The sequence below is a fragment of the Bradyrhizobium genomosp. III genome, assembly GCF_000261705.1.
Classification (GTDB): domain Bacteria; phylum Pseudomonadota; class Alphaproteobacteria; order Rhizobiales; family Xanthobacteraceae; genus Bradyrhizobium; species Bradyrhizobium ottawaense.
In genome coordinates this window covers 1-26,401 of the sequence record NZ_AJQF01000507.1, presented here as the reverse complement: position 1 = coordinate 26,401, position 26,401 = coordinate 1, and the positions used below count along the sequence as shown (strand labels likewise).

27 protein-coding genes and 2 pseudogenes are annotated in these 26,401 nt (G+C 59.1%); 8 read left to right on the top strand and 21 right to left on the bottom strand.

The features are described from left to right. The 4 genes from IC66_RS0139450 to IC66_RS0139435 form a co-directional block, all read right to left on the bottom strand. Positions 1–159: ferredoxin (locus IC66_RS0139450; protein WP_038951172.1), on the bottom strand; the 159-nt coding region annotated here is incomplete at its 3' end. A 1-nt stretch (position 160) separates the two neighbouring features. After that, positions 161–1,450, bottom strand: a complete 1,290-nt coding sequence (locus IC66_RS0139445; protein WP_028144009.1) for a cytochrome P450 — start codon at positions 1,448–1,450, stop codon at positions 161–163. Between the two features lie 94 nt (positions 1,451–1,544). Continuing rightward, the gene (locus IC66_RS0139440) at positions 1,545–2,750 is read right to left on the bottom strand and encodes a cytochrome P450 (protein WP_011084938.1); all 1,206 of its coding nucleotides are present in this window, start codon (positions 2,748–2,750) and stop codon (positions 1,545–1,547) included. Positions 2,751–2,766: 16 nt separating this feature from the next. Further along, complete coding sequence (locus IC66_RS0139435) at positions 2,767–3,072, bottom strand: cytochrome P450 (RefSeq protein WP_011084937.1); 306 nt, start codon at positions 3,070–3,072, stop codon at positions 2,767–2,769. 222 nt (positions 3,073–3,294) lie between these two features. On the opposite strand from IC66_RS0139435, the gene IC66_RS0139430 reads away from it, so the two are divergent. After that, a complete protein-coding gene (locus tag IC66_RS0139430) occupies positions 3,295–3,732 on the top strand; it encodes a hypothetical protein (protein WP_014497731.1) in 438 nt (145 codons plus the stop codon). 590 nt (positions 3,733–4,322) lie between these two features. Here IC66_RS0139430 and IC66_RS44340 read toward each other — a convergent pair. Continuing rightward, the gene (locus tag IC66_RS44340; protein WP_011084934.1) at positions 4,323–5,138 is read right to left on the bottom strand and encodes a YopT-type cysteine protease domain-containing protein; all 816 of its coding nucleotides are present in this window, start codon (positions 5,136–5,138) and stop codon (positions 4,323–4,325) included. Between the two features lie 440 nt (positions 5,139–5,578). Between IC66_RS44340 and tnpA the strand changes: the two genes are divergently transcribed. The 3 genes from tnpA to IC66_RS0139415 all read left to right on the top strand — a co-directional run bounded on the left by tnpA (position 5,579) and on the right by IC66_RS0139415 (position 8,001). Then, a complete protein-coding gene (tnpA, locus tag IC66_RS0139425; RefSeq protein WP_157158178.1) occupies positions 5,579–5,950 on the top strand; it encodes an IS66-like element accessory protein TnpA in 372 nt (123 codons plus the stop codon). Between the two features lie 210 nt (positions 5,951–6,160). After that, positions 6,161–7,381, top strand: a complete 1,221-nt coding sequence (locus IC66_RS0139420) for a tyrosine-type recombinase/integrase (protein ID WP_014497734.1) — start codon at positions 6,161–6,163, stop codon at positions 7,379–7,381. After that, the gene (locus IC66_RS0139415; protein ID WP_014497735.1) at positions 7,381–8,001 is read left to right on the top strand and encodes a tyrosine-type recombinase/integrase; all 621 of its coding nucleotides are present in this window, start codon (positions 7,381–7,383) and stop codon (positions 7,999–8,001) included. The genes IC66_RS0139420 and IC66_RS0139415 overlap by 1 nt, the downstream gene beginning before the upstream one ends. A gap of 354 nt (positions 8,002–8,355) precedes the next feature. Here IC66_RS0139415 and IC66_RS46840 read toward each other — a convergent pair whose 3' ends face one another. From IC66_RS46840 to IC66_RS0139380, 7 genes are all read right to left on the bottom strand, one after another. Further along, positions 8,356–8,523, bottom strand: a complete 168-nt coding sequence (locus tag IC66_RS46840) for a hypothetical protein (protein ID WP_155256178.1) — start codon at positions 8,521–8,523, stop codon at positions 8,356–8,358. Positions 8,524–8,929: 406 nt separating this feature from the next. Next, entirely contained in the window at positions 8,930–10,063 is a 1,134-nt protein-coding gene (locus tag IC66_RS0139405) for an aminotransferase-like domain-containing protein (RefSeq protein WP_011084930.1), read from the bottom strand. Between the two features lie 19 nt (positions 10,064–10,082). Beyond that, positions 10,083–11,660, bottom strand: a complete 1,578-nt coding sequence (locus tag IC66_RS0139400) for a class I tRNA ligase family protein (protein WP_014497736.1) — start codon at positions 11,658–11,660, stop codon at positions 10,083–10,085. Position 11,661: 1 nt separating this feature from the next. Continuing rightward, positions 11,662–11,991, bottom strand: a complete 330-nt coding sequence (locus tag IC66_RS44330) for a cupin domain-containing protein (protein ID WP_011084928.1) — start codon at positions 11,989–11,991, stop codon at positions 11,662–11,664. A 24-nt stretch (positions 11,992–12,015) separates the two neighbouring features. Beyond that, positions 12,016–12,795, bottom strand: coding sequence for a phytanoyl-CoA dioxygenase family protein (locus IC66_RS0139390; RefSeq protein ID WP_038937241.1), 780 nt, complete (start codon positions 12,793–12,795; stop codon positions 12,016–12,018). Further along, the gene (locus IC66_RS0139385) at positions 12,761–14,065 is read right to left on the bottom strand and encodes an MFS transporter (RefSeq protein WP_011084926.1); all 1,305 of its coding nucleotides are present in this window, start codon (positions 14,063–14,065) and stop codon (positions 12,761–12,763) included. The genes IC66_RS0139390 and IC66_RS0139385 overlap by 35 nt, the downstream gene beginning before the upstream one ends. After that, positions 14,062–15,381, bottom strand: coding sequence for a lysine N(6)-hydroxylase/L-ornithine N(5)-oxygenase family protein (locus IC66_RS0139380; protein WP_202801489.1), 1,320 nt, complete (start codon positions 15,379–15,381; stop codon positions 14,062–14,064). The genes IC66_RS0139385 and IC66_RS0139380 overlap by 4 nt, the downstream gene beginning before the upstream one ends. 352 nt (positions 15,382–15,733) lie before the next feature. Between IC66_RS0139380 and IC66_RS47390 the strand changes: the two genes are divergently transcribed. After that, positions 15,734–15,937, top strand: coding sequence for a hypothetical protein (locus IC66_RS47390; protein ID WP_014497739.1), 204 nt, complete (start codon positions 15,734–15,736; stop codon positions 15,935–15,937). On the opposite strand, the pseudogene IC66_RS44325 reads toward IC66_RS47390, so the two are convergent. Both IC66_RS44325 and IC66_RS47385 read right to left on the bottom strand, forming a co-directional pair. Beyond that, positions 15,925–16,884, bottom strand: a pseudogene (locus IC66_RS44325) (type IV secretory system conjugative DNA transfer family protein); the annotation flags it as partial. The gene IC66_RS47390 and the pseudogene IC66_RS44325 sit on opposite strands and share 13 nt — an antisense overlap. A 47-nt stretch (positions 16,885–16,931) precedes the next feature. Continuing rightward, a complete protein-coding gene (locus IC66_RS47385; RefSeq protein WP_028144004.1) occupies positions 16,932–17,129 on the bottom strand; it encodes a hypothetical protein in 198 nt (65 codons plus the stop codon). On the opposite strand from IC66_RS47385, the gene IC66_RS0139350 reads away from it, so the two are divergent. Next, a complete protein-coding gene (locus tag IC66_RS0139350; RefSeq protein ID WP_038951171.1) occupies positions 17,107–17,610 on the top strand; it encodes a hypothetical protein in 504 nt (167 codons plus the stop codon). The two genes, IC66_RS47385 and IC66_RS0139350, sit on opposite strands and share 23 nt — an antisense overlap. A 235-nt stretch (positions 17,611–17,845) precedes the next feature. On the opposite strand, the gene IC66_RS0139345 is transcribed toward IC66_RS0139350, so the two are convergent. Continuing rightward, positions 17,846–18,130, bottom strand: a complete 285-nt coding sequence (locus IC66_RS0139345) for a hypothetical protein (RefSeq protein WP_011084921.1) — start codon at positions 18,128–18,130, stop codon at positions 17,846–17,848. An 861-nt stretch (positions 18,131–18,991) separates the two neighbouring features. On the opposite strand from IC66_RS0139345, the gene IC66_RS0139335 reads away from it, so the two are divergent. Continuing rightward, positions 18,992–19,909, top strand: a complete 918-nt coding sequence (locus IC66_RS0139335) for a TauD/TfdA dioxygenase family protein (protein WP_011084919.1) — start codon at positions 18,992–18,994, stop codon at positions 19,907–19,909. Positions 19,910–20,818: 909 nt separating this feature from the next. On the opposite strand, the gene IC66_RS44315 is transcribed toward IC66_RS0139335, so the two are convergent. From IC66_RS44315 to IC66_RS44310, 4 genes and pseudogenes are all read right to left on the bottom strand, one after another. After that, positions 20,819–21,601 carry a hypothetical protein gene (locus tag IC66_RS44315; protein ID WP_011084918.1) on the bottom strand — a complete coding sequence of 261 codons (783 nt, stop codon included), beginning with the start codon at positions 21,599–21,601 and terminating at the stop codon, positions 20,819–20,821. Next, entirely contained in the window at positions 21,598–22,185 is a 588-nt protein-coding gene (locus tag IC66_RS0139315) for a S1 family peptidase (RefSeq protein WP_011084917.1), read from the bottom strand. Before IC66_RS0139315 ends, IC66_RS44315 begins: the two co-directional genes overlap by 4 nt. 145 nt (positions 22,186–22,330) lie before the next feature. Next, positions 22,331–22,477: pseudogene (locus IC66_RS49310) on the bottom strand (M12 family metallopeptidase); the annotation flags it as partial. A 203-nt stretch (positions 22,478–22,680) separates the two neighbouring features. Continuing rightward, a complete protein-coding gene (locus IC66_RS44310) occupies positions 22,681–23,199 on the bottom strand; it encodes a hypothetical protein (RefSeq protein ID WP_011084916.1) in 519 nt (172 codons plus the stop codon). A gap of 1,256 nt (positions 23,200–24,455) precedes the next feature. On the opposite strand from IC66_RS44310, the gene IC66_RS0139295 reads away from it, so the two are divergent. Further along, a complete protein-coding gene (locus IC66_RS0139295) occupies positions 24,456–24,662 on the top strand; it encodes a cold-shock protein (protein ID WP_011084914.1) in 207 nt (68 codons plus the stop codon). Positions 24,663–24,956: 294 nt separating this feature from the next. Here IC66_RS0139295 and IC66_RS0139290 read toward each other — a convergent pair whose 3' ends face one another. After that, a complete protein-coding gene (locus IC66_RS0139290) occupies positions 24,957–25,487 on the bottom strand; it encodes a gamma-glutamylcyclotransferase (RefSeq protein ID WP_011084913.1) in 531 nt (176 codons plus the stop codon). 45 nt (positions 25,488–25,532) lie between these two features. Beyond that, positions 25,533–25,889, bottom strand: coding sequence for a hypothetical protein (locus tag IC66_RS48750; protein ID WP_223153695.1), 357 nt, complete (start codon positions 25,887–25,889; stop codon positions 25,533–25,535). Between the last annotated feature and the right edge of the window lie 512 nt (positions 25,890–26,401).

Sequence of the window (26,401 nt, the reverse complement as noted above, 5' to 3'; positions counted from 1 at the left end):
GCTGGCCGCGAGCCGCACGGCGGCGTGCAGCGCATGCGGGACCGTCGCCACGCACACTTCGGCCACGCCGTCCGGTTCGCGCTGGCGAAAGGTGCCCGGCAGCGTCAGCACGCACTGCCCGCTGGTTCCGCACAGATCCTGGTCGACCATGACGCGCATCTCAGCTCCCCTGCGCATGCAGCCGCACCGGCAGCGTGCGGAACGTCCGAAGGAATGCCGAGGGCTCCCGGGTCGGCTGCCCGGCAAATGCCAGCGTGGGGAAGCGGGCCTGGATCCGCGGCAGGCTCTCGGCCAACTGCACCCGGGCCAGTTGCGCACCGAGGCAGAAGTGAATGCCGTGGCCGAAGCTCAGCATGATCTTCCCGTCGGTCGACATGCCTGGACTGGTGCCGTAGAACCGCGCGGGATCGAAGCGATCGGGATCGGCGAAGGCGTCCGGGTCGCGATTGCCGGACGCGATCAGCACGCGCACGTCCGCGTTCTTCGGAATCACCACGCCGCCCAGTTCGATGTCGCGCTGGGCGATACGCGGGATGGAGCTGAACATGGCGGGCGCGTCGCAGCGCAGGACTTCTTCGACGAATGCCCTCACCCGCGCGGCGTCTGCCTGCAGCCAGTGCCGCTGTTCGGGATACGCCAGCATCGCCAGGACGGCATGGTCGATGCTCGCAGCAGTGGTGACGAAGCCGCCCAGCAGCATGCCCCACAGCATGCTGATCAACTCCGCATCCGACAGTGTGTCGGCATCGTCGTCATGTGCGCCGACCAGCATCGACACGATGTCGCGGCGGGGATCGGTGCGCTTGCGCTGTATGAGGTCGCCGAAGTAGGCCTGCACCCTGGCGCTGGCCGCGTCCGCCGCGGCGAGCTGGGAATCGCTGGCGTGCGGGCCCAGGCCTTCCAGAATGGTGCCGATGCCGGCAGCGAGCTCGAACATGTCGTCTTGGGGCATGCCGAACAGTTCGGCGAAAACCAGCATGGGCAAGGCCAGCGCGAATTCCCGATGCAGGTCCACCGCCTCCCCGCGCTCCAGCGCGGGCGTTATGCCGTCCAGGCGCGCTGCGACGATGCGCGCGATGCTCGGCCGCAGGTTGTCGATCTGGCCCATGGTGAAATCGCGCGAGATCAGCCGGCGCAGACGCGTATGCGTCGGTGGGTCCTTCATCGCTAGCGTGGACGCCAACAGATTGAGCGACGGGCTGGTCGCCGCACGCGAGAAATAGCGCGCCAGTTCGCCGGGCGCCGGACCCCGAAACGCATCGCCCGTGGCCTTGAACGCCCAGTAGATGTCGGCGTGGCGGCTCAACAAAAAGAGGCCCGACGCCGCGCGATGCACCGGATCGTGCTCGCGCAACCATCGCATGAACGGATACGGGTCGTGGATGCACGCTGGCGACGCCAGTTCGGCGAAGGCGTCCCGGCATGCTGCCGTGGTTTCTTGCACGTCCATCCTGGTTACCTGTTGGCGGGCTGATCTGACCGGCGCGCGACAGGCGCGCGGCAGATTCCGGAGAAGATCGAGATCGCCCGTGGCGTCCGCGACATCACCAGAGCACCGGGAACTGCTCGAACCCGCCCGTGATGATCTCCTTGCGCAACTTCAGTTGTTCCGGCGCCACGGCCAGGCGCAGCGCGGGAAGGCGCTGGAAGATCGAACCGAACACCACCTTGAGCTCCAGCCTGGCCAGCGCCACGCCGATGCACGCGTGCGGCCCGTAGGAAAAAGCCAGGTGCGGCTTTTCCTGGCGTTCGATATCGAAGATTTCCGGATCGTCGAAATGGTGCGGATCGAACGACGTTGCCGGGAGGCCGACCAGCACCTTGCTCTCCGCGGGAATATGCTCGCCCGCGATGGTCACGTCGGTCCTCGGATAGCGCATGATGCCATCCCAGCCCGCGCCCGGCGGGTACATGCGCAGGATTTCCTCTACCGCCTTGTCGACCAGGGACGGATCGCCGACCAGGCGTTCGCGCTGTTGCGGATGGCGGAACATGGCTAGCAGGCCGAATTCGATCTGCGCGACGGTGCTCTCGTGCCCCGCCACCAGCATGCCCGCCGCCAGGCCAACCGCCTCTTCCTCGCTCGCCTTGCCCTGGTCGACCGCAGCGAGCAGATCCGTCAGCAGGTTGTCGTCCGGATCCTGGCGCTTGTCGCGCATCTTGCCGCGAATGTAGGCGCGCAGTTCTTCCCAGGCCAGGCGGGACGCGCTGCGCGGGCCGCTTTCATGCTGGTGCGTCATCACCTCATCGGACAGCCCGGCGAAAAAGGCGTGATCCTCGTAGAGCACGCCCATCAGCGCGCTGATGACCATGGCCGGAAGCGGAAAGGAGAGGTGGCGCCGCAGGTCGGCGGGCTGGGGCTGGGCCGCCAGCGTCTCGAACAAGTGCGCGGCGATCGCTTCGACCTGCTGCACGAGCAGCTTCACCCTGCGGTCACTGAAGGCCGGCGCCACGATCGCGCGTAGCCGGGCATGCTCGCGCCCCTCGTGCGAGACCAGCCACCCCGGCGAACCGAGAATCACCGAATCCGGGGTGAATGCCGCCGGCGGCATTCCCGCGGGCCGGAACGCCGCGTCGGACAGCACCGCCTTGGCCTCGTCATAGCCTGTCACCCACCAGCCTTCGTGCCCGGAGGGGAAGCGCACGCGGTGGATCGGACCGTTGGCGCGTAGCGCCAACATCTCGGGCGAGGGCTCGATGTGATCGACGCGCCACATCGGCAGCGTCGGCAAGGGTTGTTGTTCGGACATGGTGGCACTTCACTCTCTAAGCGATGGAAGGGCGGAAGGTGACCGGCAGGCGCTGCGGGCAGCGAATGACGTAAGACGGCATGTAGACGACGTCCTCCGCGGCGATGGTCAGCGCCAGATGCTCCAGCCGCACGAACAGCGCGGGGAAGGCGCAGCCCAATTCCAGACGCGCCAGCGCTGCGCCCAGGCAGAAATGCGGCCCCTGGCCGAACGACAGGTGCGGGTTGTGCCGCCGGGTGACATCGAACCTGTCGGCATCGCCATAGATCGACCGTACGGATTGGTGAAGGAGGTTCGACCGTGCCCCCGATGTGTCCGCCATTATAGCCTCCGGACCGGTCCCACACCGTGAACAGAGCAAATCGCGTGCCGAAGTGAATTCGCAGGCTCAGCAGGCACTACATAGCTGCGCGTAGTGTCAGGTTTCTGGCATTCAGTCTCAATGCCGACAACGGGCGCAGTAAGTGCCCGACAAAGGCCTGCTCTCGCGCTGAATGTGCGGGGCAGCCCTTGCGCGAAATTTCAAGCGGATTGGCTGCAGCAGGTGTGGTTCGCCGGAAACCACTCCGATGACGCCGGCGTCATCGAACGCGATCGCGTCAGCCTGTCCGGAGGGCAAGACCTCGCCGCCTTCGTGGCTCTGGCTACCGAAGATGCGGAAGCTCGGGGACGGGGCGCGGTCGCAGCGTCACGATGCCGGGAGTGGACTGAGCGCGAGCTAGATAAGGCGATTCAAGCTATGCTTGAGGGGGTGCCGGCAGCGAAGTTGAAGGACAAGATAGGCACTCTGGAAGCACGCAAGCATGAGCATCTGCTCGAGGCCGTGCAGCAGCGCCTTGATGCAAACCCAGAGGCGATGCGCCAGCTCGCGAGACAGTCGAGCATCCGTTCGGCACGTGAAGGCTCGCATGGGAGCGACGCACTTCCTGAACAAACGCTTCCAAAAGTAGCTACGGAGATGCCTCTCGGTTCTGGCCTTTAGCGTAGGGCGCATTAGATTAGCGACCAGCGCCGGGGTGCATTCTGTGGCGCCGCCCGCAGCGGCGCAATCGCTGGAGTCGCGCCCCTCAGGTCCTGCAGGGGCACCCTGGCAATGTGGAAAACTCCGACGCTTTCACCGTTCGAAGATAAGGTGCCTTGTCAATCAAGACTTTGGCTTTTCAGGATGAAGCTGCTTGTAAGAGTCACAGCTGGACCAATATCAATGCGTCGGCTTAGCGTGCTTCAAACGAAAGCTGATGTCGTGGAAATTCATATTCTGCGCACAGTCGGTCTGGATCAAGCGCGTGATTCGATAGCGGACGGCATGGATTGTCGCCGCAGCAATTGTTTCTTGGCGACGTCAGTTGAGCAAACCGCAGGCGGCCATTGTGAAACAGAATTGCAATTTGTGCCGGCCGTCATGGATAGCGGGGTGCCGACACCCCCGCTTTCGATGTCGGCACACTCGCAAGCCGGCACGCAGCCGGCTATCCGCTGCAGATTTGCCCCCGCCGCGACCGAACGCAAGCGCCGGCCGACGCATCCGCGCCTTCACAGAAGGCGTCAATCACCGCGGCCTGAAGGCCCAACTCACTGCATCCTTTGCGTCGTGATTGTCGACAAATGCTGCCCGTTGGGATTCCTGTAACGATTGGCGAGGCTTTGTAACAATGAAGCCATCTGGTCAGGATCTGATCGAACAGTAAATTCTCCATAGTTAGGGTCGAAAAGCGTGGTCGTTCCATTCGAGGCCGACGTCGCCACTGTGTGGGCGCCGCCTTCAGCGAAATACAAGCTGAGTAAATGGTTCGATCCGTCTTCGTTGATTTCGTTCACCATGGACTTGACGTTCGAAGACTTGCCGAATGCGAATCTCTTCTCTTCTCCAGCCGGTTCCAAGCCTGCTTCCTCCAAAATGGTATTTTGTGCCTGAAGGTCGGCCTGAGAAGATCCTGCTCCCCTGCTTCGCAACTGATCCTTAAGACGTTGATATTGCTGCTGCCGTTCAGCCGCTGAGGCGTGCGTTTGCGATCCGGGTGTGAGCGCACTCATTCGGGTTGATGGGCTGTTGCTAAGATTGCGGAACCACTCCGCAGTCAGCCCGACGCAGATGCCGTCCACATTCGCATCACGCAGGTCGGCCGTTCTGTATTCGAACAAGGAGGTGGCCGGACTCTCTGGAGAGGATGTACTGGGTTCGGAGGCGCTAGAGGTTTGAACGTTTGCATCCAAGGTATCTGGCTTGCTGCAGCAGGCCCCCATCTTGTCAGGCAACTCCCCCGATCGTGAGCTCCACTGGGGCGCGAGATCTGCAAGTGTTTCTGTAAAGCTGCCGCTATCCACCGACTGGCTCGGTTCGTCAGTTTGGCTAGTGCGTGTAGATGAGCCACCGATTCGATCATACATGACGATTCACCTCTCTGTGCTACGCTAGTCTCTTCGCATCAATTCGGGCTGCTCAGGCCCTGCGGCGAGGATACCCGGACAAGCTGATGGCGAGCTGACGGACAGCAGTTGTACAGCTAAGAAAGCGTTCCTTTGTCGGACTTCTGACAACGTCGGATACGCCTCGGCGTAGTGCTGTGTCAGATCCTCAGATTCCGGAACGCCACCGACAGGCTATCGCTGCGATGCTCGCGCGGCATCGAGCGCCCACGAACCCGAAATCGAGAGCAATGACAGGATGCTCGCGGATTGTCTCGAGCGGTTCGGTGTTGCTGCGTAAGCGGTGTGTCTCCCACACCTTGTTTGGCGTGAGCTGATCGGCAACATGCGAGCCGTCATATACAGTAAGGTTCGCATATATGGTTGACCATATAGTTGACGCTGCAGAGCCACGGGGCCGGGTGGATATCCAGGTCGGAGCGGGGCGTCGGCGGCGGTGGAGCGCCGTGGTCAAGGGGCGGATCGTGGCGGAGTCATATGCGCCGGGCACAGTTGTGTCCGAGGTGGCGCGCCGGCACGACCTCTCACCGCAACACCTGTTTGCTTGGCGCAAGGCCGCGCGTGCCGGTCTGCTGAGCTTGCCGGCGGAGGATGCACCGCTCTTCGTTCCGGTGGTGTCGGAGCTTCGCCCCGCTGGGATGTGCGTGGAAGCGGCAACGCGGAACGGGATAACGATCAGCATCGAGATTGGCGATGCGGTAGTTCGCGCAGCGGCGGGGGTCGATCCGGCCTGGCTGCGCGATGTGCTGCGGGCCGTGAGGGCGACGACATGATCGCGGCTTCGGCGGGCGTGAAGATCATTGTCGCGACGCGGCCGGTCGACTTTCGTAATTATGCGGAGCCCACGATTATGCGGAGTGTGCGGCCGTTCAATCCGAGACCCGCTTCGTTATCAACAGTTTAGTTCCTGCTGCCCTCTTTCTCACTCAGCATAATCTGAGGCCTTTCTTCCTGCCTTGATGGCAACGAAAGGGAGACAAGGAATGGCCAAGTCGAGTGAGGATCACTGCCACGGGCTGCGCTGCATGGACGCAGGCGATCTCGACCCGCTGGTGACGGAGTTCACACGACACCTGACGGTGTTGGGGCATAAGAGCTTGACGGTGAGCGGCTATGACGCTGCAGCCCGTCACCTCGCGCAATGGCTGACGCTGGCCAAGATCGCAGTCGCTGATATCGATGATGGCGTCGCCGATCGGTTCGCTCGGCATCGCTGTCGATGCCCCGGCATCCGTCGCGAGAGGAGCGTGTCCGCGAAGTACGTGAGGCGGGTACGCCGGTTCATCGAGTTTCTCGGCGAGCGCGGAATCGTCCAGCGCAAGCCGAAGCCCGCATTACCGACGCCCCACCGCCGGGTGGTCGAGTTCCAGGACTGCGTCACAGAGCTGACAATAGATCGGCACGGTCGCATGGTCATGCGGCTGCTCCCGGCGCTTGGCATCAGGCCGCGAAGTTGGAATGCTCAGCTCATTCGCGACGTGATCATTGCAGAGACGAAGCGGGTCTCGCTGGCCTATGTGAAGACGATGACGATGGCGCTGAGAGGATATTTGCGGTTCCTCAGCGCACGGGGGTTGTGCCGAGCTGGACTCGATCAGGCTGTGCCAATCATTCCGCAGTGGCGACTGTCGTCGCTGCCGCGATACATCCGCTCGTCGGATGTCGAGACGTTGATTGCAACGTGCGATCAGACCACGGCGACTGGCGTGCGTGATCGGGCGATCCTGCTGCTGTTGGCACGACTGGGCTTGCGGGCCGGCGACATTCTCTCTCTTCGTCTCACCGATGTTGATTGGCAACAGGCGACACTGTCGGTTCGTGGCAAGGGGCGGCGGGAGACGAGATTACCATTGCCGCAAGACGCCGGGGATGCCTTGCTCGCTTATCTGGATCAGGCCCGGCCGCACGTCGCCGATGTTCGAATCTTCTTCATGTCGAATGCACCAATCCGGCCGCTGACAGGTTCGAGCGCAGTCTCTGATGTTGTGCGTAGTGCAATACGAAAGGCCGGTATCCCCGTTCCGTCGAATGGGGCCAACCTGCTTCGGCATTCGGCCGCGACGGCCATGCTCCGGGGCGGCGCGACGCTCGACACGGTTGGCGCCGTACTGCGCCACCGCTCACCGGACATGACCGCACACTACGCCAAAGTCGACGTGACGATGCTGCTGCAGATCGCGCAGCCCTGGCCGGGAGATGCGTGATGCTGAGTCGATATCTTGCCAAATATGTGGACCAGCAGCAGTCGCTGGGGTTCAAGTTCCGTGTCCAGCAAATCCTGCTGAGGGGCTACGTCAGCTTCGCCGAGGAGTGCGGCGACCGGCACATCAGAAGTGCCCGGGTCCTGGCATGGGCCGCACGTGCGCCGTCACCGGAGCAGCGCCGCAACCGGTTGCTTACCGTGCGGCGGTTCGCGCTGGCGATGCACGCCGAGAATCCGCGCCATCAGGTTCCGGCGGCGGATGCACTCGGCCACGCTGTCGTCAAGAGGCGACCGCCGTATATCTATAGTGCGGACGAGATCGCACGATTGCTTCGTGCTGCGGCGGCACTCCGGCCAGCGGGCTCGATCAGACCGACCATGTATGCAACGCTCTTCGGCCTGCTCACCGCTACTGGCATGCGGATCGCAGAAGCATTGGCGCTGCAGATCGACGATGTAACTGCCGATGGGCTCGTCGTCCGACAGACCAAGTTCCAGAAGAGCCGGCTGTTGCCACTTCACGCAACAGCTCGGCTGGCGCTCGACAGATATCTGGTCACCCGGCGGTCGCTAGACTACTTCTTCCTGCCCCCCGCTTTGGTCCCAGCGATTTCTCGATAGAGCCAAAGCAAGCCATGGGGCACGACACGGCGGCAATAGGCTTCCGCCGGCTTCCCTCCGCTTCGACGCCTATCAAGGCGGAGAGGGCGTCGCGCATCTTGACGATTGAGATGTCGGGCCGGCCTTGCGCAATAGGCGGCATGCGCGGTATCGGCGAGCAACCCGATCGGCATGGCTCGCGGCGATGGTAACTTGTCAAGCTTTGCCGCCTCGACCTGAGCACGTTCGAACCACTGCTTCGCCGACGCCCAGTCGCCGAGCGTCGCAGCGTTTATGCCTGCCTCGCGGGCGATATGGCTTCGGTTGCGTCTTGTCCGCCGGCTTCCGCAGCGGCAGTCAGCAGCGGGAGCGCCGCTACATGATCGCGTCTGCGCCAGTGGATCTTGGCACGCGCGCGCGAAAGCGAATGTCGAAGCCGAATTTGTCTTCAGCTTGCATCAGACAGGCAAGTGCTTGCTCGGCGTCGTCGCCATTCTCGTTGATGCAAATCGCCTGCGCAATTGCACAGCGTGTCGCGAGCATAGGCGGCGCTGGATCGGTATATAGATACGTTCGTCTGGGGCGGGCTGAAACGTACCACATAGGAGGCTACGCCTATGGCCTCTACGGCACACCCGATTGGAAGCAGAACAGGGAAAGCAGCGATCCCAGCCCAAAGGGCCGCCTGCATATCTGGCGGGCTTATGACTATCCGCACATCTTCGCGATGTATTTGGCCATGCCCGCATACATTTCTTCGCAGCTTCGGGCGAGTGACGGGCAGGTCGGTTAGGGGCGCACCAAGGCGACCTTGCCGGCCGGCAACAAAGCAGGACAGCGACTTGTTGTGTCCTCGCGAGCTCGCCCCCTTCAGAAGTGTCGTCGCTAGGAGCTGGACGTGCGACGCCGTCCCAGATCGGAAAACTCTGCTGAAACACACCACGCGCGTCTAGAGGTTAGCATGCAAGTGACTTAAGCGCTCCAGCCCCTGCTCAATGAGAGATATTGGAAGATAGCTGAAACACAGGCGCATGTGACGGCCACTTCCTGGGCCATAGTTGCGACCATTTACAAGGTGCACGCCGTGCAAGCGGCTTGCAGCTTCAATAAACCTCTCCGGATCCGTACCCGGGGTAAGCCGCACCCAGAACGAGAAGCCCCCGCTTGGCACGCTATATCCCAGGTCGCAAATCCGGCTACGCTGCAATAAGCTATGTACGCTGTCTCGCTTCGCTCGGTAGTGCTCGCGCAAGCGTGTTATGTGCGAGTCAAGAGCGCTCGATTGCAACAACCCCAAAACGATGTTACTTAGGACCGGACTTACGCCGCCGTCGCGTTTGAGGTGCGCAAGCCTGTTGATGATGTCCGACTCCGCAAGCACCCAACCTAACCGTAGCCCCGGTCCGGCAACTTTTGAGATGCTATGGACATTGATCACGTTATTGCCTGGCGCCACCCAATGCGCTGGACCGTTGTAGGGTAACTCAGCATAGACAAGGTCCTGCACCAAGAGAGCGCCACTGCGGGCTAGCAGTGCCGCCAATTTGGCCACATAGTCGCGCGACATCTGGCGACCGGTTGGATTATGAAATGCTGGCATCGTGTAGAAAAGCTTCACCCGGGCATTGGTCTGCAGTATTGCCTCGACTTCGTTTAGATCGACTCCCTCTGCGGCTAGACCTAGCTGGACCACGGTTGCACCCGCGATCGAAAACGTACGCAGTGCACCCAAGTAGGAGGGGTCCTCCATCAGGACCACGTCACCGGGGTCAATCCAGCCATCGGCAAGCAGTTGTAAGGCCTGTGAAGCTCCACCCGTAAGCATAACTTGGTCATGCCGCACACCGTACCTCAGTGCGAGCTTTGTACGGAGTTCGGGCAAACCCGCCGCATCCGTATACTGCGGCAGATCGGCGAGAGCCACACCTGTACCTCCGTCAAACGCGACTGGCCACGGCAGTTCTGCAAACATGACCGGGTCAGCCAGGGCGTAGCCGAAATTGATACCATGCTTCGCACTTGAGGAGTTGAACGGCGCGAAACCTTGAGCGATAGCGCTGCGTTTTGAGATGCGGGAATTCATGGCTTCGTCATTCGGATCGTCATGATTGCGAAATCTGTTCTTTGCCAAAGCGCTTATTGTACTCCGCGGCAAAGTTCGCAGGTATCGGCGTGCTGAAACAGGGAAAGTCGACCGACGTCTTTGGCTGGGCTGCTACGGCCGAAGTCTCGAGGGACGGCCGCCACGCACCGCCAAAGTAATGCTGGCCGTAGCCCATCGCTAGCTCAGGTACTACGGGATAGAGGAGGCTCAGGAACAGCGAGATCTGCGCAGCATTCCATGTCCAATCGTCTGCATGTGCAAAGCCAGCTAGCTCGAAGCACCTGTCGATGATATCAAGCGCATCCCAGAAACGCAGTGCGGTGACCGCATCGGCGTAATCTTCAGCGAAGCGGCGGAAATTCGGGGAGAGTTCGGTGCTCTCTACTGTACGTGCGCTTTCTGCACACCGCCGTAACGCATCTTCCCAGACCCGAATGCGTGACGCTGCCGAGACGAGTCCGTCGAGACTAAAATCGTTTGCGTCGGTTCCAAAGGGCTTGGCCACTCGCGCCAGCGCATAACGGAGTACGTTTGGTCCCACGTCACCCGCCACTTCATCGCCCCAAAGAGCATGATCACGACTGGTGGAAAACTTTTCGCCTTTCAGCTTGTAGAAATCCTGGACTGAGTGATTTTTGGGAATTGGGTAGCCGCGCGCGAGCAGAGCGCCGGCCACACCTAGCGTGTAATAGAAACGATTATCCTGCCCCATGAAGAAAAGAATCTCGGTGTTCTGGTCGTGCAACGCCGCGTTTGCGTCCAGACCGGCGCGGGCGCATTGCTCGCGAATTCCGGTGTCGAAGCACCAGAGGCCCTCAAACCATGTAAGCAGCGTTTGGCCGATCAGAGAGTCAGGCTGTTTTACTTCCACGCCGTGCCTGAAATGGCGGGTCATCGGCAAGCCGCGCACCTCCCGGAGTAGCCAAGCGCGCGCCTTGGCCCGTATCGGCTCGGGCCATACGCTTTCTCCAATGGCTTCGTGCAGTGAGTGAGCGAGACGTGGCATGTCGAACACGGCCTGCGTGATGGGTCTTAGCACAAGATTGCAGCCGCAGGTGACGTGCCGGGCGTCACGGATTGTGTCGTGCTGAAGAGCCAGCCCGCAGTTCTCACACAGGTTGCTGTCGCAAGGCGATGAGCAAGCCGGGCAACGGCCAGTTGCGAGCGAGTCCGCAGCGAACTCATCGCAATGTTCGCAATACAGTTGGACGCCCTGCCGTACGTCGACGTAGCCGGCCGCCTGCAGCTCGCGGAATATCGCTAGAGCATTTCCCTTGTGAATCGCGCTGGACGTGCGCACGAACACATCGGGCGTAATTTGCACCGCGCGCAAACACTCTAAGATCTTGTGAACGTATCCTTCTGCGACCTCGCTAAAGGATCGGCCGAGCTTTCGTGCCGTTTCGAGCGTATATGTGCCGTGCTCGTCTGAGCCCGTGATGTAGTAGGCCCGATGGCCGGCCATGCGTTGAAAGCGGACGAAAATATCAGCGGGCAAATACACGCCGCCGATGTGACCCAGATGTAGCTTGCCGTTAGGGCAAGGCGGCGCGGGACAGATAAAATAAGTGCGCACGTCAATCCCACCAGATCGAGATAAACTTGAGAGCGCTATCTTGGCTGATATTGCGGATAGTATGCCTCTGATGTGGCGCCATGTAACACAAGCTCGTTTCGCTAACATTACGGACCTGACCGTCGACTTCGAATTCTCCACGACCAGAGATCAGCAGCCACAGTTCGTGCTCCTGATGATCGTGCGGGTCGACCGCATCGCCTGGAGCGAGCTCCGCGACTGATGCGCCAAATGCTGGGCTGAGACCCTCCGGGAGATGCTCCAAGAGGCGCCAGACCAGAGCGCCGTATTCGGTTCGCATCAGAGAATGATCGGGCCGCGTCGTGTACATGTTGGTCTTCCTCAGACGTGGCTATCAGTTGCGATAGAATATGCCATTGGGACGCTTTAGGTTCTCAAGATCTGCCACAGCTTCTTCTGGTGGGTTGTACGCACGCTTCATGCGGTTGTATTCGGTGCGTGTTGGCCCCTCAGTGGATGCGCGCTGGAACACCAAGTGAATCGCACGACGCGACCGATCGCTCTTGTTTGGCAAGGAGTAATGGGGCGCATAATCGTCAAAAATGAAAACATCCCCAGCTTGCAATCGCACCGGCTCCCATGCGAAGGCCTCGGCGATCTCCGGGTGAATCACGCCACCCGCATCCATCGGAAACATTCCTTCCTTATGGCGAGCTGGCGTGAAGAAGAGCCCACCGTTGCCCGGGCCGGAGTCGTCCACGGCGATGGATGCAATTGCGTGCACCATGCGTTCGGGTATCTTGTGCGGGACATGATAGATGTCCTGATGAGGGCGGTACCCGCCGCTGTCCGGATACTTGAAGATCAGAAGTTCCTTCAACATCCGTGTCTTCTCATTCAAGAGTGTCTCGACCGCTATACGAATGCGGCCATCGGCCAGGAGCGCGTCCCGTAGAGGGGCATGGTAGTCTAAGAAGTTCTCGGCCTTGGAAATAATTTTTCTGCTGTCACTCGTCTTCTCGAACCACAACATCCACTTGTCGGAGCTTACATCCCAACGTGCAACTTCCTCAACGTAACGAGAAATCTTGTCGCGCTTGGCTGGATCGAAGAACTTCTCCAATCGAAGGTATCCATCCTTATTCCATTTCGATTGTTGCGCCTCGGTCAGCATGTGTGAGCTCCTTCCTAAAATGAGACGGATCAGATGTGCTTTGGCCGAGGCGGGTTGCTAGCACCGCATTAAGAGCGGTCGCGCTCAATAGGCTAAGCAACATCACGTCAGGGCCGAATCCACGGACCAACTGCCCTCCGACCATAGGAAAGCCGAAGAGCCCGAGAAAGTATGCGAGGGTAAATATCTGCGATGTAGTGGGCACGGAGACGCCGTGCTCACCGGCGAGATTGACGGCTATCGTATTCAAGGTTGAATAACTTAACCCATAGCCGGCGGCAAAGAGGACAGAGGCCGCAATATAGAGTGATGTGCTGCCATCGTTGAAAAGGAACAGCACCAGAGACGCAGCGGTCAGTAGGATGAGCGTGAGTGCCAGTCGGCGTAACGGCAGGCTGCCCATGAGGTGAGCGACAGAGAAGCGTAGTATCACGCTCGTAGCAGTGAAAAAGAGAAAGAACAGATCGGAATTCAGGTGACGTGAGGCGGAATACGCGCTCTGATATGTGGACAGCCCCGCGAACACGCAGCCTGAAATCGCAATCATGGCGATGGGGAGTGCTGTGCACTTCTGAAGGAGTGTCGTAGTCGCGGCCAGAGTAATTGCGATATCTGGCATAGCCAGTGCCGATAGCCTCGACGTCGCGTGTCTTGTAAGGTCTACGCAGGCGGCGGCGATCACGCACGCAATCGCAAGCACCGCATAAATCGTGGCCAGCGAACCAGTGTATTTTGCGAGCAAGTGACCAAGTGGAGCTGCCAGGCCGAGCCCAGCCATTTGTGATCCGGATAAGACCGTCAAATACTGAATACGTGCTGAGGGCCGTAGATGGCGGATGATCTGCAGCGGTGCCAAAATGAAGAACACTGACCAGGCAGCGCCCACCAGCAAGCCTCCACCGTACGCAGCTCGCGTATCGAGGGCAGCGCCGGCAAAGGCAAGCATGGCTAACGCCATAAACAAGGATGCGACAGTCAACGTGGGCAATAGGCCTATCCGCTTTGCCAGCCACCCTGCCAAGCAACAGGAAACGAGAGTGGTAGCCATGCCGCTGGAAATGATAAGACCAGCGGCTTGACCATCCGTTTCGAGCGCATGCATGTAGTCCGGCAATAGAAAGCTAGTGCCGTAAGCTGCTGCAATGACAATGGAGGCAATCAAAAATGGTACAAAGGCGCGGTAGTCGAGCGTGCCTGAAAGCTGATCGGCGGGGTTGGCCGTTCCATCCGCAATCCGGCCCCGCAGCGGTGAGGTCGAGCCGCCGTTCATGTGCCACCCGATACCTGTCGGGTCGATCGCATCGCCACCACACCGGCGTCTCGTTCAGACGCGTCCGAAGTTGCGTAAACCTGAATCATCTGCCTACCGGATGTATTCAAATAGAACGGTCGGCCGAGGAGGCTATTGATAATTTGGCTGTTACGGTACGCGACCAAAGATAGATTGGCGCTCTGCAATCCGTGCTGCACGCGGCTTTGATTTTGTAGATATATTGGTCCTGGCACGGGCCGACCGAAGCGGACTGCATAGTCCGGGCCAAGTACTGGCAGGCCATCTTCCATACATGCTCCCTCGAGCAGGGCCTCCAAGAAGGGCGGCGTACGCGGCTGGAAACCAGTAGCAAGCACTATACGATCGACTAGAATGCAGCTATTTCGCTGCGTTGCGATCTCATCTAGATCTACTCGCCAACCCATTTTGTGGGAGGTGATGCCTTTCACGACTACGCTGGGCAACACACGAAAACGGTCGGACAGCGTGCCATCCACGCTGCGTTCGTACAGCATTTCATATAAGCGGTTGCACAAGTCGACGGAAATGCCATCGCTCGTAAGCATCTCGCCCTCGACTATATCGCGGCGTTGCTGAAGCGGTAGAGCGTGAAAGCGACGGCTATACGCGGGCGTATAAGCTTCATTCACGAAGCTGTTGTCGTCGATGGCAAAAAAGTTCGAACGCGACGTTGACCACGTGATCTGGGTGGATACAGAACGAGTAAGAATGTCCTCGGTAATCTCAGCGCCACTCTGACCGCCTCCCACAACGAGCACATGCTCGGCTGCTTGCGGTAGCGGCCGCTCGAGATAGTCAGCTGCATGGTAGAGAGTGCCACATAGCAAAGATCTGGCACAGGCGGGGATTTTGGGCTCTACGCCAACACCAACAACAACAGCGCGCGCTAAGTATGTGGTTGTATTCGTGCTGATGCGGTAGCCGTCCCTAAAGGGAATAACATCATTGACGACCTCGGAAAAGCGCAGCGTCTTGAGTCGCCCTGCGACCCACCGGTAGTACTCAATAAACTCCTGCCGCGATGTTGAAGCATTGCGCTTGTTGACAAAGCTGTAGAGCCGACCATGCAGCGCCAAATAGTTGAGGAATGAATATGGACTAGTAGGATCGACCAGGGTCACGCAATCCTTAAGCGGCGACACCTGTAGGCGGCTGTTCGGCAGCGCAAGGCCCGGATGCCAGACAAGTGCGTCTCGCTTCTCCAGGAAAAGTGCGCGGAGCGGAGTAGGTTCAATAAGCGCTGCAAGACTGAGGTTAAATGGGCCGATCCCAATTCCGATGACATCCAGCATTTCCACAGAAGCCTCCTTGAACTCGTGTAAGTTCTTGTCGTTGGCGCTCGCGTAAATTCTGTCCGGGTCTGGGTACGTCGATTGATTACTGAAGCACGTTTGTGTGACTTGGGATGGGGCAGCGGCTTGGCCTGTAGCCGCGGCAGTGGTCCGTCTGCTCAATAGCAACCGCCGTGCCACCCACAAAATCTCGACTGCGCCTTGTTGGACGAGAAGAACATGCCCACCTACGGCATTTCGTGCGGAATCGCCCCGGCAGCTCTTGTCGGATTTACGACATTGCGGCGGCAATCGGACATACACATGCGGAATTCGGAGCGCGCGGATCCATGGCTGAAAACCAACACCGTGAGTGCTCGTCTACGCCGACGTCGTCTTGATGAACCTTCAGTATGCACCTGCGTTGCTCCAAAAAGGCGAGACGCCGGCGGCCGCCCCGCAAGAGATGCTTCGCATTTTTGAGACCATTACCTCCGAGCATGATGTCGGGTTGTTCCGCCGTTTCGAAATTATGCGCTACCGGCATGTCAAGCGCGGTATCCCGATTCGGACGTGACAGTTGTCGAGGATCGAGTGTTGGGCCCATATGCCTTCTCGATCTGGTCCAGCGACTGAGCGATCAGGAAACTCTTGATGCCGTAGCCGGCCATGAACGCCAGCGCGGACTGGAAGAAATCGAGCCGCCGAGCGCCGGGAATTCGTCAAGCATCAGGAGAAAGCGGCGTCGGCCGGCCTTGGCCTGCAGATCTTCCGTCAAGCGGCGGCCGAGCTGATTGAGAATCAGACGGATGAGTGGCTTGGTGCGGTTGATGTCCGAGGGCGGCACGACAAGGTAAAGCGTGGTTGGCCGATCCCCGCCGACGATGTCGATAATCCGCCAGTCGCGGCGCCGTGTCACCTCCGTCACGACGGGGTCTCGGTGGAGGCCCAGGAACGACATCGCGATACTCAGGACGCCCAGCGTTCGTTACCGCATTTGTTCAGCAGCTGGCGGGCAGCGGAAGCGACGACGGGATGGACGCCGCCTTCGCTGAGATGCGCCGTTCGCATCATCGCGGCGAACGTCGTCTCGATCGGCCGCTTCGGATCGGACAGGAAGGCTGCGACGCCGGCGTGGGTTTTGTTTCCTCGGGATAGAGGACGTGGAGGATGGCACCAACCAGGAGGGCGTGGCTGGTCTTCTCCCAGTAGTTCGGCTCCTCCAGGCTACCCTCCTGGTCGACCAGGATGTCGGCGATGTTCTGGACGTCGCGCACCTCCCACTCGCCGCGGCGGACCTCGAGCAACGGGTTATAGGCCGACGATTTTGCATTGGTCGGATCGAAGAGAAGGACGCGACCGCGCTGGCTACGGAAGCCAGCGGTGAGCTGTCAGTTCTCGTCCTTGACGAACGATCGCCGAGCCCGGCCAGGTCGGGAGCGAAGGGATAACGAGGCCGACACCCTTGCCCGATCTCGTGGGAACGAAGAACAGGACATACTCCCGCCCATCATGGCGAAGATATCTAACGATGCACGCGATTGCGGATCCCCAGCGCGAGCTTTTCTACGTCAAATTTCTGCGATGAAGTAGGGCAGCATGATGGGCAGCGCTTCCGCGCGCCGGTAACGCCCTATGTTCGATCGGGATATCTCCTCCAGGTCGTGACGAGCTCTTCGTCGGGCGGCATCGGCGACGCCGGTGATGATATCGGCGAGCAGATCCGGATCTTGCGGAGCGAAGTGCGTGCCCCCTTCCGCGACAAGCAACGCGAGCCAGCCCCATTGCATCTTTAAGCAAGCCACGCAGGACAAGGTGCGCCCGGAAGGCGACGGCCTCGCGGACCCCGACGGCTTTACCTGCCTCTGCGCCAGTTTCTTCATCTGGGCGAGCGGCTTCACGCGGGATGGCGATGTCATCGGCGTGCACATGTTAACCTTTGCGAATGACGGCGCCTCGCGCATGTCGGCGCGCGAACTTCAAAGGCAGACAGACATGGACCTTCGCAAGTTCGACGGCTTCCTTGCCCGGATGGGCATGCCCTCGCCGATCCGTGCGCAGACCTGGGCGACGCCGCCCGAGGAGATGTTCGGCCCGACCCCCGCGGAGATCGCCACCATGACGCGGGAGACCGCCTTCGCTCGCATGCGGGAAGCGAATTGTCGATCCGGCGCGGCCCGTTGGCGCGCTGGGAGCCGCTCTCCCCTTCCAACGATGCCTCACGATCGCCATGCGATCAGCCAACGCTGATGACGATGATGCGCCTCGGCGCGGCGCGCTATCTTGGGAAACTCGACAGTTAGATCGGTTCCCTCGGCACATGACTGGTCGCCGTCGATGCGGCAGCAGCGGACTGAAGGACGGCTTACGCCCTACTGTCCGAGGGGTTTGGACGCTCACAATCAATATCGCGAGTAAGCTAGGTCACATTGTCCGCGTACGGAAAGAACACTACCGATCCGGCGACACTCTGTGAGTTGGGTCTTCATCGATATTTCTGCTCGGTCTCTCTTGGATAGCGCCGGATAACATTTTGGCGTTCCTGACTACGTCTGCGAAAAATCTTCGTAGATATCGAGTTCTTCATTGATTTTGCCCCGAGCTTGCGGCCGGCCTCGTCGAGGTAGAGCTGATTGATCAGGCCGCCGTTGTGGATCAGAAACTCACGCGAAGCCTTCATTTCAACGTCGGTCGCGACAAGATCGGGCTTGAGCTGGATCGAAAGCACTTCCGCCGTCTTCGCCAGATACTCGGATGGATTACCGAACATCAGATCCTGGCACCGCAGGGCGATATAGGCTTCTTCTCCAAATAGCGGTACAGCGCCAAGGCGTCTTCTTCGACGACGCCAATGTGGCCGCGGAGAAGCACTTGCTCGAAAACCATTTCCACAACCAGCTCAGGGCCAGGCTACTTGGCTGCGAGGCGATCACCCAGCTCGTGCGCAGACCGCCATTGCCCCGCGCGAATACCTCAACAGCAAGGGCGAGCTTTCCCGCAAGATGCAGGATGACGCACCGTCGCGTGGAATCTCACGACTGGTGTCTATTACAAAGCGGGCGAGAAGCCGTGGTCTCTTGCCGACATCCGGGATGGCGTCTGCTACACAGGCCTCGTCTTCAAGCGTACAAACAACCCGGTCGAAGCGAAGGAGGCGTGCTGTGGCGCGCAGATGTTCCCTCATACCGGCGAAGGCATCGAACGCCGCGGCTGCGAAGACCGCCCCCGTCAATGGCCCGAACCTCGGCCGGCGTTCTCCGGACGCTGCCGTTCTATCGACGTTTTGCGGCGAGGAACGGGCAGCTCTTAGGGGACCTCTTATCGCTTCGGTGTCAGTGACCGTGCATTCGAACAGATTCCTATTCATCGGGCAGCGGACGCAAGAGCAAACGCTCAGCGAAATACAACGCTTTCGCCGCGGTCAACTACCACTGCTAGCAATTGATCGAACTAGGGATTTGTTCAATATTCGATGAAGCGGATGCTGCGGTAACCTTTTCGAAGTCGCGTGAGTTCAACGGGAGCCACTCGCTACCCATAGATGATGACGGATCCAGCTAGCGGTCGCCGCTCGCGCTGGTCTGCCTGGTCGAGCGGATAGTGTGGCCTAGGGGCTACGCAAGATGGGACCATGACTGCAATGATCTTGTCGGACAATGTCATTCCTCGCGCCGATGTCATTAAACGCGCAGTGCGCATCGGCGCAGAAATCCGAAATGTCAAACTGTCAGGCGATTTACCGGAGCAGACGATTGCCTCGATCAATGGGCTGCTTTTGGAGCACAAGGTCATCTTCTTTCGCGGCCAGCTCCACCTCGATGATGCGGAGCAGGAGAGCTTTGCCATTCGTTTCGGAGAGTTGACACCTCATCCAACGCTCGGTGCGATCAAGGGAACAGCGTCGATCATCGAGCTTGATTCCACCCGTGCAGGTAGCCGGGCGGATCTCTGGCACACTGATGGAACCTTCGTCGATGCCTACCCTAAGATCGCCGTGCTGCGAGGCATTGTGATGCCACCTTTCGGTGGCGATACGGTCTGGTCAAACACCGCCTCGGCCTACCTCGACCTAGCGCCGCCGCTCCAAGGGCTTGCAGACAGGCTATGGGCCGTTCACAGTAATGCCTTTGACTACGCAATACTTGCCCGCGTCAGCGAGCTCGACAAGAAGCACTTGGACGAAGTCTTCACTAAAACAATCTATCGGACTGAGCATCCCGTTGTGCGCGTGCACCCGGAGACTGGCGAACGCACGCTCGTGCTCGGCGCTCTGGTGCAAAACTTCGTTGGCCTGCCGAAATACGATGGCCAGAAGCTGTTCGATTTGTTTCAGTCTCATATCACTGCGCTCGAAAACACTGTGCGTTGGAGTTGGAGGGATGGTGATGTAGCGATCTGGGACAATCGCGCTACACAACATTATGCAGTGAATGACTACGGCGACCAACATCGCCTCGTTCATCGCGCAACCGTCGCCGGTGAGGTGCCAGTCAGCATCGATGGTCGGAGTAGCGTAACGCGCATAACGGGCGACCACCAAGCTGTCTAGATAAGCGACAACATTGACTACGACACGCACAATGGAAACTCTGCGGTTGTGCGCTCAATCGCTCTCTGCAATATTCGGCAGCTAGGTTCCCGTCGCAGTCAAAATATGAACCCGATGCGGCGCCTCTCAACTTGAAAAGCAACAACTGTTCTTCACAGGCCGCAAGAGGTTCAGCAGCTGCTCGTAGCGGTACAATAATCATTAGAGCGGCCGGGGAGTGTTCTCGTCGGCAGATGCTGAGTCTCGATCGGCCACATGGCCGGGGGCCTTTCCAGGAATGCTCCGCTCGTACGTTTTTGAGCAATCCCATACGATCTGTCCTTTCTTGGGGTAATGGCCGCGACATTATAGCTGGTTAGCACCGCGCTTTATCGTGCCTTACAACGCTAAGGAAGTTGGGATGCAATATGGATCTGCCTGCACCAGCATGCGTGAGGGATCTACCGTCTCGCCATCCGCAACAGTTTACTCTTACACCGATCGGTTCCTCCTCATGAACGCGGCTGGCGCACTTTCCCGCGCATCCTCAAAGCCGCAGCCCAAGGTCTCAGCGCCCAGTGACCACCCATCGTCTCGGAAGAGTTCTGGCGCAGACGCGCCTGCTTCCCTCGGCTCGGTCGGAGGAACGTCTAGCTGGTTATTGCCCGTTACGACCGTATCTGAGAGAGGCGGCTCAATTTATCGAAGATGAGGTCATCCACCTCTACAAGCACCACAGTGGCCGCCTCGCGTCTTATGGCGGTCCGCAAATGGCGTGCAGTGTTAAGCGTGAATTGCGGTTCCTCGATCAATAAGACTGACTTGTTGACCACAACGTCGGACCCGGTAGTGCTCTTGTCGGGAGGTGCCTCCTCGCTCGCCTCGCCGGCGGTGGGCCGCCACGTCCGATAACCATGATAGCGCCGAAAATCATGGTAATAGCCGGGGTCGTAGCGATAGCCATATCCCCTGAACGCGCTCACATGTTTCTGTGGTGCTTTGTGGATATGCGGCTTCGCCGGCTGCGAAGCAGGACCCTGGTGGGCGCAACCGGCCGCAAGCGCGCAGAAGAGGACAACGAGTATCGCCTGAACCTGCCGGAAAGCGGGGCCGAGCCGATGCAGCCCGTTGGAAGCGCAGGCCGGTAAGGAAAGCATGACCATCGATCGGCACCTGCGTCGCAAGGATCTGGGAAACGTTGACAGTGGCGCCGAGCCATCCGCGGTATCTGTCGACGGCAGGTCCGCTCGTGAGCTTGTAGGTGAAGCGAGCCTGCGCGCCGGTATCGTTGACCGCACAAGCGATATTGCTGGCGCCGTTTCCGGTCTCGACGTGCCACGTGCACCCTGCAATGCGATAGCCGGGCTCTGCAGGGAACGTCTCGGCATAGTCTGCAGTATGCTCTGCAAAGACGACGGGGTGGTCGTCCTTGGTTTTATCCACCGTATAGGAGCGCTCGATCTGCTTCGGTTCGTCAAGCTGTGATACCGGCACGTTCACGATAAGGCGGCGGTCTTCGGGCAGTATCGTGTGGATCGCTCCGGCAAGAATTTCGGGGATCTTCACCCCAGCGTTGGCTTGGGTCTGCACATGCGTGGAGTTCAGCTTGCTCCAGTTCTCAAAGAAGATCGTCGTGTCAACCCATTTCGTCCAGCAGACAGAGGGTTGTGGTAGGGCTGCGATCATGCTGTAGAGCGGGCTTGCGGTGATCACGGTCGCTGGAATGATGAAGTTGACACCGGAAACCTGCGCCTCGTTCCACTTGACGATGCCGCCACGCCGAACTCGTTGAATGCAGGTCCGCCGCTGTTGCCGACATTCATGATTGTGTCGGTCTGCCGTCGGCCGTTCGGGCTCGTCTGGCTGCTGATCAGACCGCTCGAAATGCTCAGATCCAGATCGAGAGGATAACCTAGCAAATAGATCGGGGCCTGCTGGTTGTCGTTGATCACAGGCATCGGGCAACGAGAGGCGCCACGGCTATTGCCGGCGGACTGCGACAGCTCCAGAAGAGCCAGGTCCCTGGCATCGTCGCGATGAACCGCAGTGACCTTGATGGGATTCGCATTGCGCGACCCGAGGCGGGCATTGACGTCGAAGCTCTTGTAGTTCTCCTCGCGTCCGATCACATGGCTGTTGGTCAGCACGAGGCTGTCGCCGATGAGCAGCCCGGAGCCGCCGCCGACTTCCTGCTTGTCGTTGTACATCACGCCAACGTACTGGACGTGAACCGTCCTGACATTGTAGCGCGCAGCAATCTGCACCGCCGCGCGATCGGCCAGCGCGGGCGCGCCCATGGATAGTAAGAGACCGAGTGTCGGGAGGGATAGAATTTCCTGACGGCGGCGATATCGAGTGGGCTGAGTTGTCCTTTCCGTTCCATGCTGGATTACAATAGTTCATTATTGAATCGAGATCGTATTGGGTGACCTTATAATCGCCGACCGAGCCGGAAGCTTTTTCGTTACGGCACGCCTCCGGCGCATCGTCGCGGTTCTGTTCATGCGTAAAACCGAGGGCATGTCCGAATTCGTGGACAGCGACAACGCGAATGCAGAACTCGCGCCGATCTCGGAGCCTTTGCTCCAATGATTGAAGCTGAAATTGAGAGTCATGCCTGACGGCTTGCGGTCGAGATACTCCACCCTCCTGTATACTGGCACCAAAACCAACCTTTGGACCCCCAGTATGGGTTGCTGGCAGTGCGTGGACGCGGGCAGACCGGGATCAGACGCACAGCCGACAAGCTTCAGGCGGAATTGGTTGAGGCGGAGATCCCCCAAGCGCTTCCGTCAATGCTGGCCAGATCCTGGCTCAGGGATCAGCGGCGCGCCGCCAACGGAAATTGGCCCTTCTGGCTTAGAGGGCTGGACCGCTCTTTTCGCCAGCTTCGAAGCTGATTGGGCTGCAGGCGGAGAAGAGACTGGCGGCGCAGACGCAGCAGCGAGTGAACTCTGCAAGGATTCGATCTTCGCGGTCAACGCTTCGATTTGGTCCGTCATCCGCTTCAAATCGGCTTGCTGCGCACCGATATTGCGATTGAGTTCTGCGATTACATCGCTCGCCCGTTGTTGCTCGGATCGAACCTCCAGCAGAGCTTCCCTAACCTCAGGTGACAAGCCATGCATCGGCGCGGGCCCAAGCACTTGCGACCTCGCCAAAATTGTCTCCATGTTAGTCCAAACACAGGCTGCCGCGGCACACAAACCAAAGAAGACCAAGAGGACGAGAATCCAAGACGAGCGCCGGGAGGATTTGTGCAAAATGCGCGGTAACTCCGAGGCGTTCGCCTCAGCAACCACATCCATCATTCTCAGCTGCCATTCCCAAATTTTGACGCCTCTCGTTCACGCAATAATGGGCATCAGTCAAGAGCTGCGGGCGAGGTACGATACTGAGCGCAAGCTCGCCGGAAGTCCCGCTATCGCTGTCGGCAATCGCCTTTCGCGTTTTTAGATCGGACTTTCGACCGAGCAGCTTACCGACCGATCATGGCTCGGGTCCGGCTGCTTAGGCCGACAGGCTAGCGGATGCAGGGCCGTGAAGCTGAAGCGGCGTCGAGATCCAGCATGAACTCGCCCATATGCGCCGCAATCCTTTGCTAAACGGGGGATAAGAGCAGGCAACGTCACCTCAGATTGTACCAGGCTCGACATCCGAATTACGATTTTGGCGAACACCTTTGGGGCATCCATTCGCGTTCGTATGGACGCGGCGACACTAGATCGAACACTCGTCCTCGAAACCTGTCTCTTTGAGAGGCGCAAACTCCGTTTTGCCAAGCTTTGGGCTGTCCATGATCAGGCCGGTTCGACGCTTGACAGCCCGACAGCCTTGCAGGAACGAGCGAGGAATAGAATCAAAGGGCCTCCCCAGCTCGACAAGGACGGTCTACATTTGCGTCCCAATCTGCCGGATCCGCATCAGCATTTGTTTTGAGGTTCTTGTTTTAAAGTGGAGCGCGGGGTCCGGCAGGTGCCGCTAAGATTTGCGGCTTTGGTGCTACCGCGTTTGGTTGGAGAAAGTGAGTTTTCAGGTCTCGATACTTAGGATTCTCGCCGGCCAACCGGAGGGCCGGGCGAGCCTTGCCGTCCTCAAGGATTACCTGGCGGTGTTCTACACCAGCGGTCCGGAGTGGACGGATCGTACGAAGCGATTGGCGGCGCAGACGCCGGATCTCAATATTTTCGGACAAGGGCTGGTTACGCGGGAACCCGGACAATGGATCATAACGGACAAAGGGCGGGCCTTTCTTGCTCTTCTGGAACAGAAGAGCGTACCTGACTCTCAGGAGCGAACGCTCGAAGGCATGGTTGAGAAACCCCTTGCAAGTAGGCTTCCCGCGCTTGCGCCGGGCCGACAAGACCACAGTGCCAGTCGCCGGCACCTCCGCCGGAAGCCGCTGAGGGCGCGCGATGGGCGTTCCAGCTAGCCCCTCCCTAAGCTCACGCCCGGCGACGATGTTGCTCCATATCGTGCCGGAGCAACATTGCATACCCCGCGCACCGGCTTGATGCCCTTCGCAAACCATACTTAGATCGCTGTTGTTTGAGATGGAGACATTGTAGTGGCAACCGGTATTGTGAAGTGGTTCAGCGCGACAAAGGGTTATGGATTTATCAAGCCCGATGATGGCGAAGCCGACGTATTCGTGCACATCAGGTCAGTCGAGAAGGCCGGATACACCTCCCTTGCTGAGGGGGCCCGGATCAGCTTCGAGCGCAAGACCGGCAGCTCCGGCAAAGTGTCTGCAGACAATCTGCGTATAGGATAGCCTTCTTTCGCGACGAGGGGAGACATGGTTCTCTAAGGACCAAGCCACCACGATTCGAGACGGATGGTAATCGACGCAAGCAATTGAGATATCGTCACTAAATCAACGTAGAAATATTTCTGTGCTAGCATTTGTGCTAAATCAGCGACTTAGACCTGCCTGAATGTGATAGATGTCACACTTTGAGGCAGCATTCTTGACGAGGCCCCAGCCGGGACGGATGGTCTGCTATCGCCTCGCTACCGAGCTCATCTGCCGGAGCTATACCCTCTCCCATACCCTCAAAGGCAAATCCTAGCCCCGGAGAGCCTGCACTGCTTGCCATAGCTCGGTAACGGCCGGATCTTCTAAACCCACATCGTGCAGGCCTTCAAAATTCCTCCTCACATAATCCAGTGCACTGCCACTAGTGCCTCGGGCCTTGAGGATCATCTCTGCCTTCTTGGCAGTGCTTATCGTCGAACCGAGCGGGTTTACTCCCTCATAGATGTATACCTTGGCGTCTACCGAGCGCCCGTCGGCCAACAGCACCTGCAGATCTGTCGGATCACACGCTTCTCTTTTTCGCAGAGCACGTAAGAGGACCGGTATTTTGTCATTGTCCGGAAACTCAAAAGCGGCTCCCTCACAGCTGGCCCCATCAAACGGCTCCAGATTCAGCGTGATGCCAGGGTTCTCTTTGGTCCCCCAGTTAACCACTGACTTCTTATTGAAGGTTCGACGATAGCCACGAAGCGTTGCGCGCTGAGACCCCACGCAGCCGAACTCGGACTGCCATCCATCAAAGGTGAGAGACCCGAAGCCAAAGACCCAGACCACGATCACGCCTCCATCTGGGCCAAGGTTTGCTCGAACAGCATACTCACCAGTCTAGTCCCGATAGGGCGTGCAAAGGTCGGAGGCTAGCTGATCAGACACGCCTGTAACCCGCTTCTGGATAAACTCCGGAGTGAAATCCTGAAACCTATCGCTATTCGCTCGCAGCTTAATGATCGCCTCAGGGTCAATCTTCAGAAGTTCCTCCACATAGCCCAACACCTTCACATAAGAAGGGGCGTTCACGTGCCTTGGCCCAACCAGGTTTGCAAACAGGGTGGCAATTCCCTCCTCAATGTTAAGGGCGGCGCCACCCCCGTTCGGGGTAAGGAGGTGCACTATTTCCTGAGACAGTTCGAAACGCGCTTGCTCTTCATTCGACTGACAAGTGTCGCTCAGATGAATCACCACGCATCTGCTTTCCTGCGAGTACTGCGGAAACCAAACACCAGGGCGAGGGCCTCCCACCTCAATTCCAAGGATCGTCCAGCTCCGATCACGCGTGCCGAATTGCCTCTCTGCCTGATTCAACCAATCCCCCAGTAAAGTTGTGAGGGTGTATGTCCAGCGCTTAGACTCCTCCTGCCAAGTCCTAACGAATCCAACCGTCGGCGACGTAAGCATCTATTCAGCCTCCCTTTTAGGGAACCCTACGCTAAAGCTCCGCAGCGGCCAACAGAGATACCCCTCAATCTGCGCACGCACTTGGGACGAAAGGCCGGACTTTACCCACTCGCTCAAACCGAAGCCCCACTCGTAACTCCCGATGCCTTCCTCTTCGCTTTCGCCCTTAGGATGGGAACAGGCGACACGATGGTTATCGTTTTCGATGCCCTAGTCATTGCGACATAGAGATCATTTATTTCCAATCTTTCAGGCGCAACGATGACAGAGCTGGCCCCGCAAATTCGGACAGTAGCTTG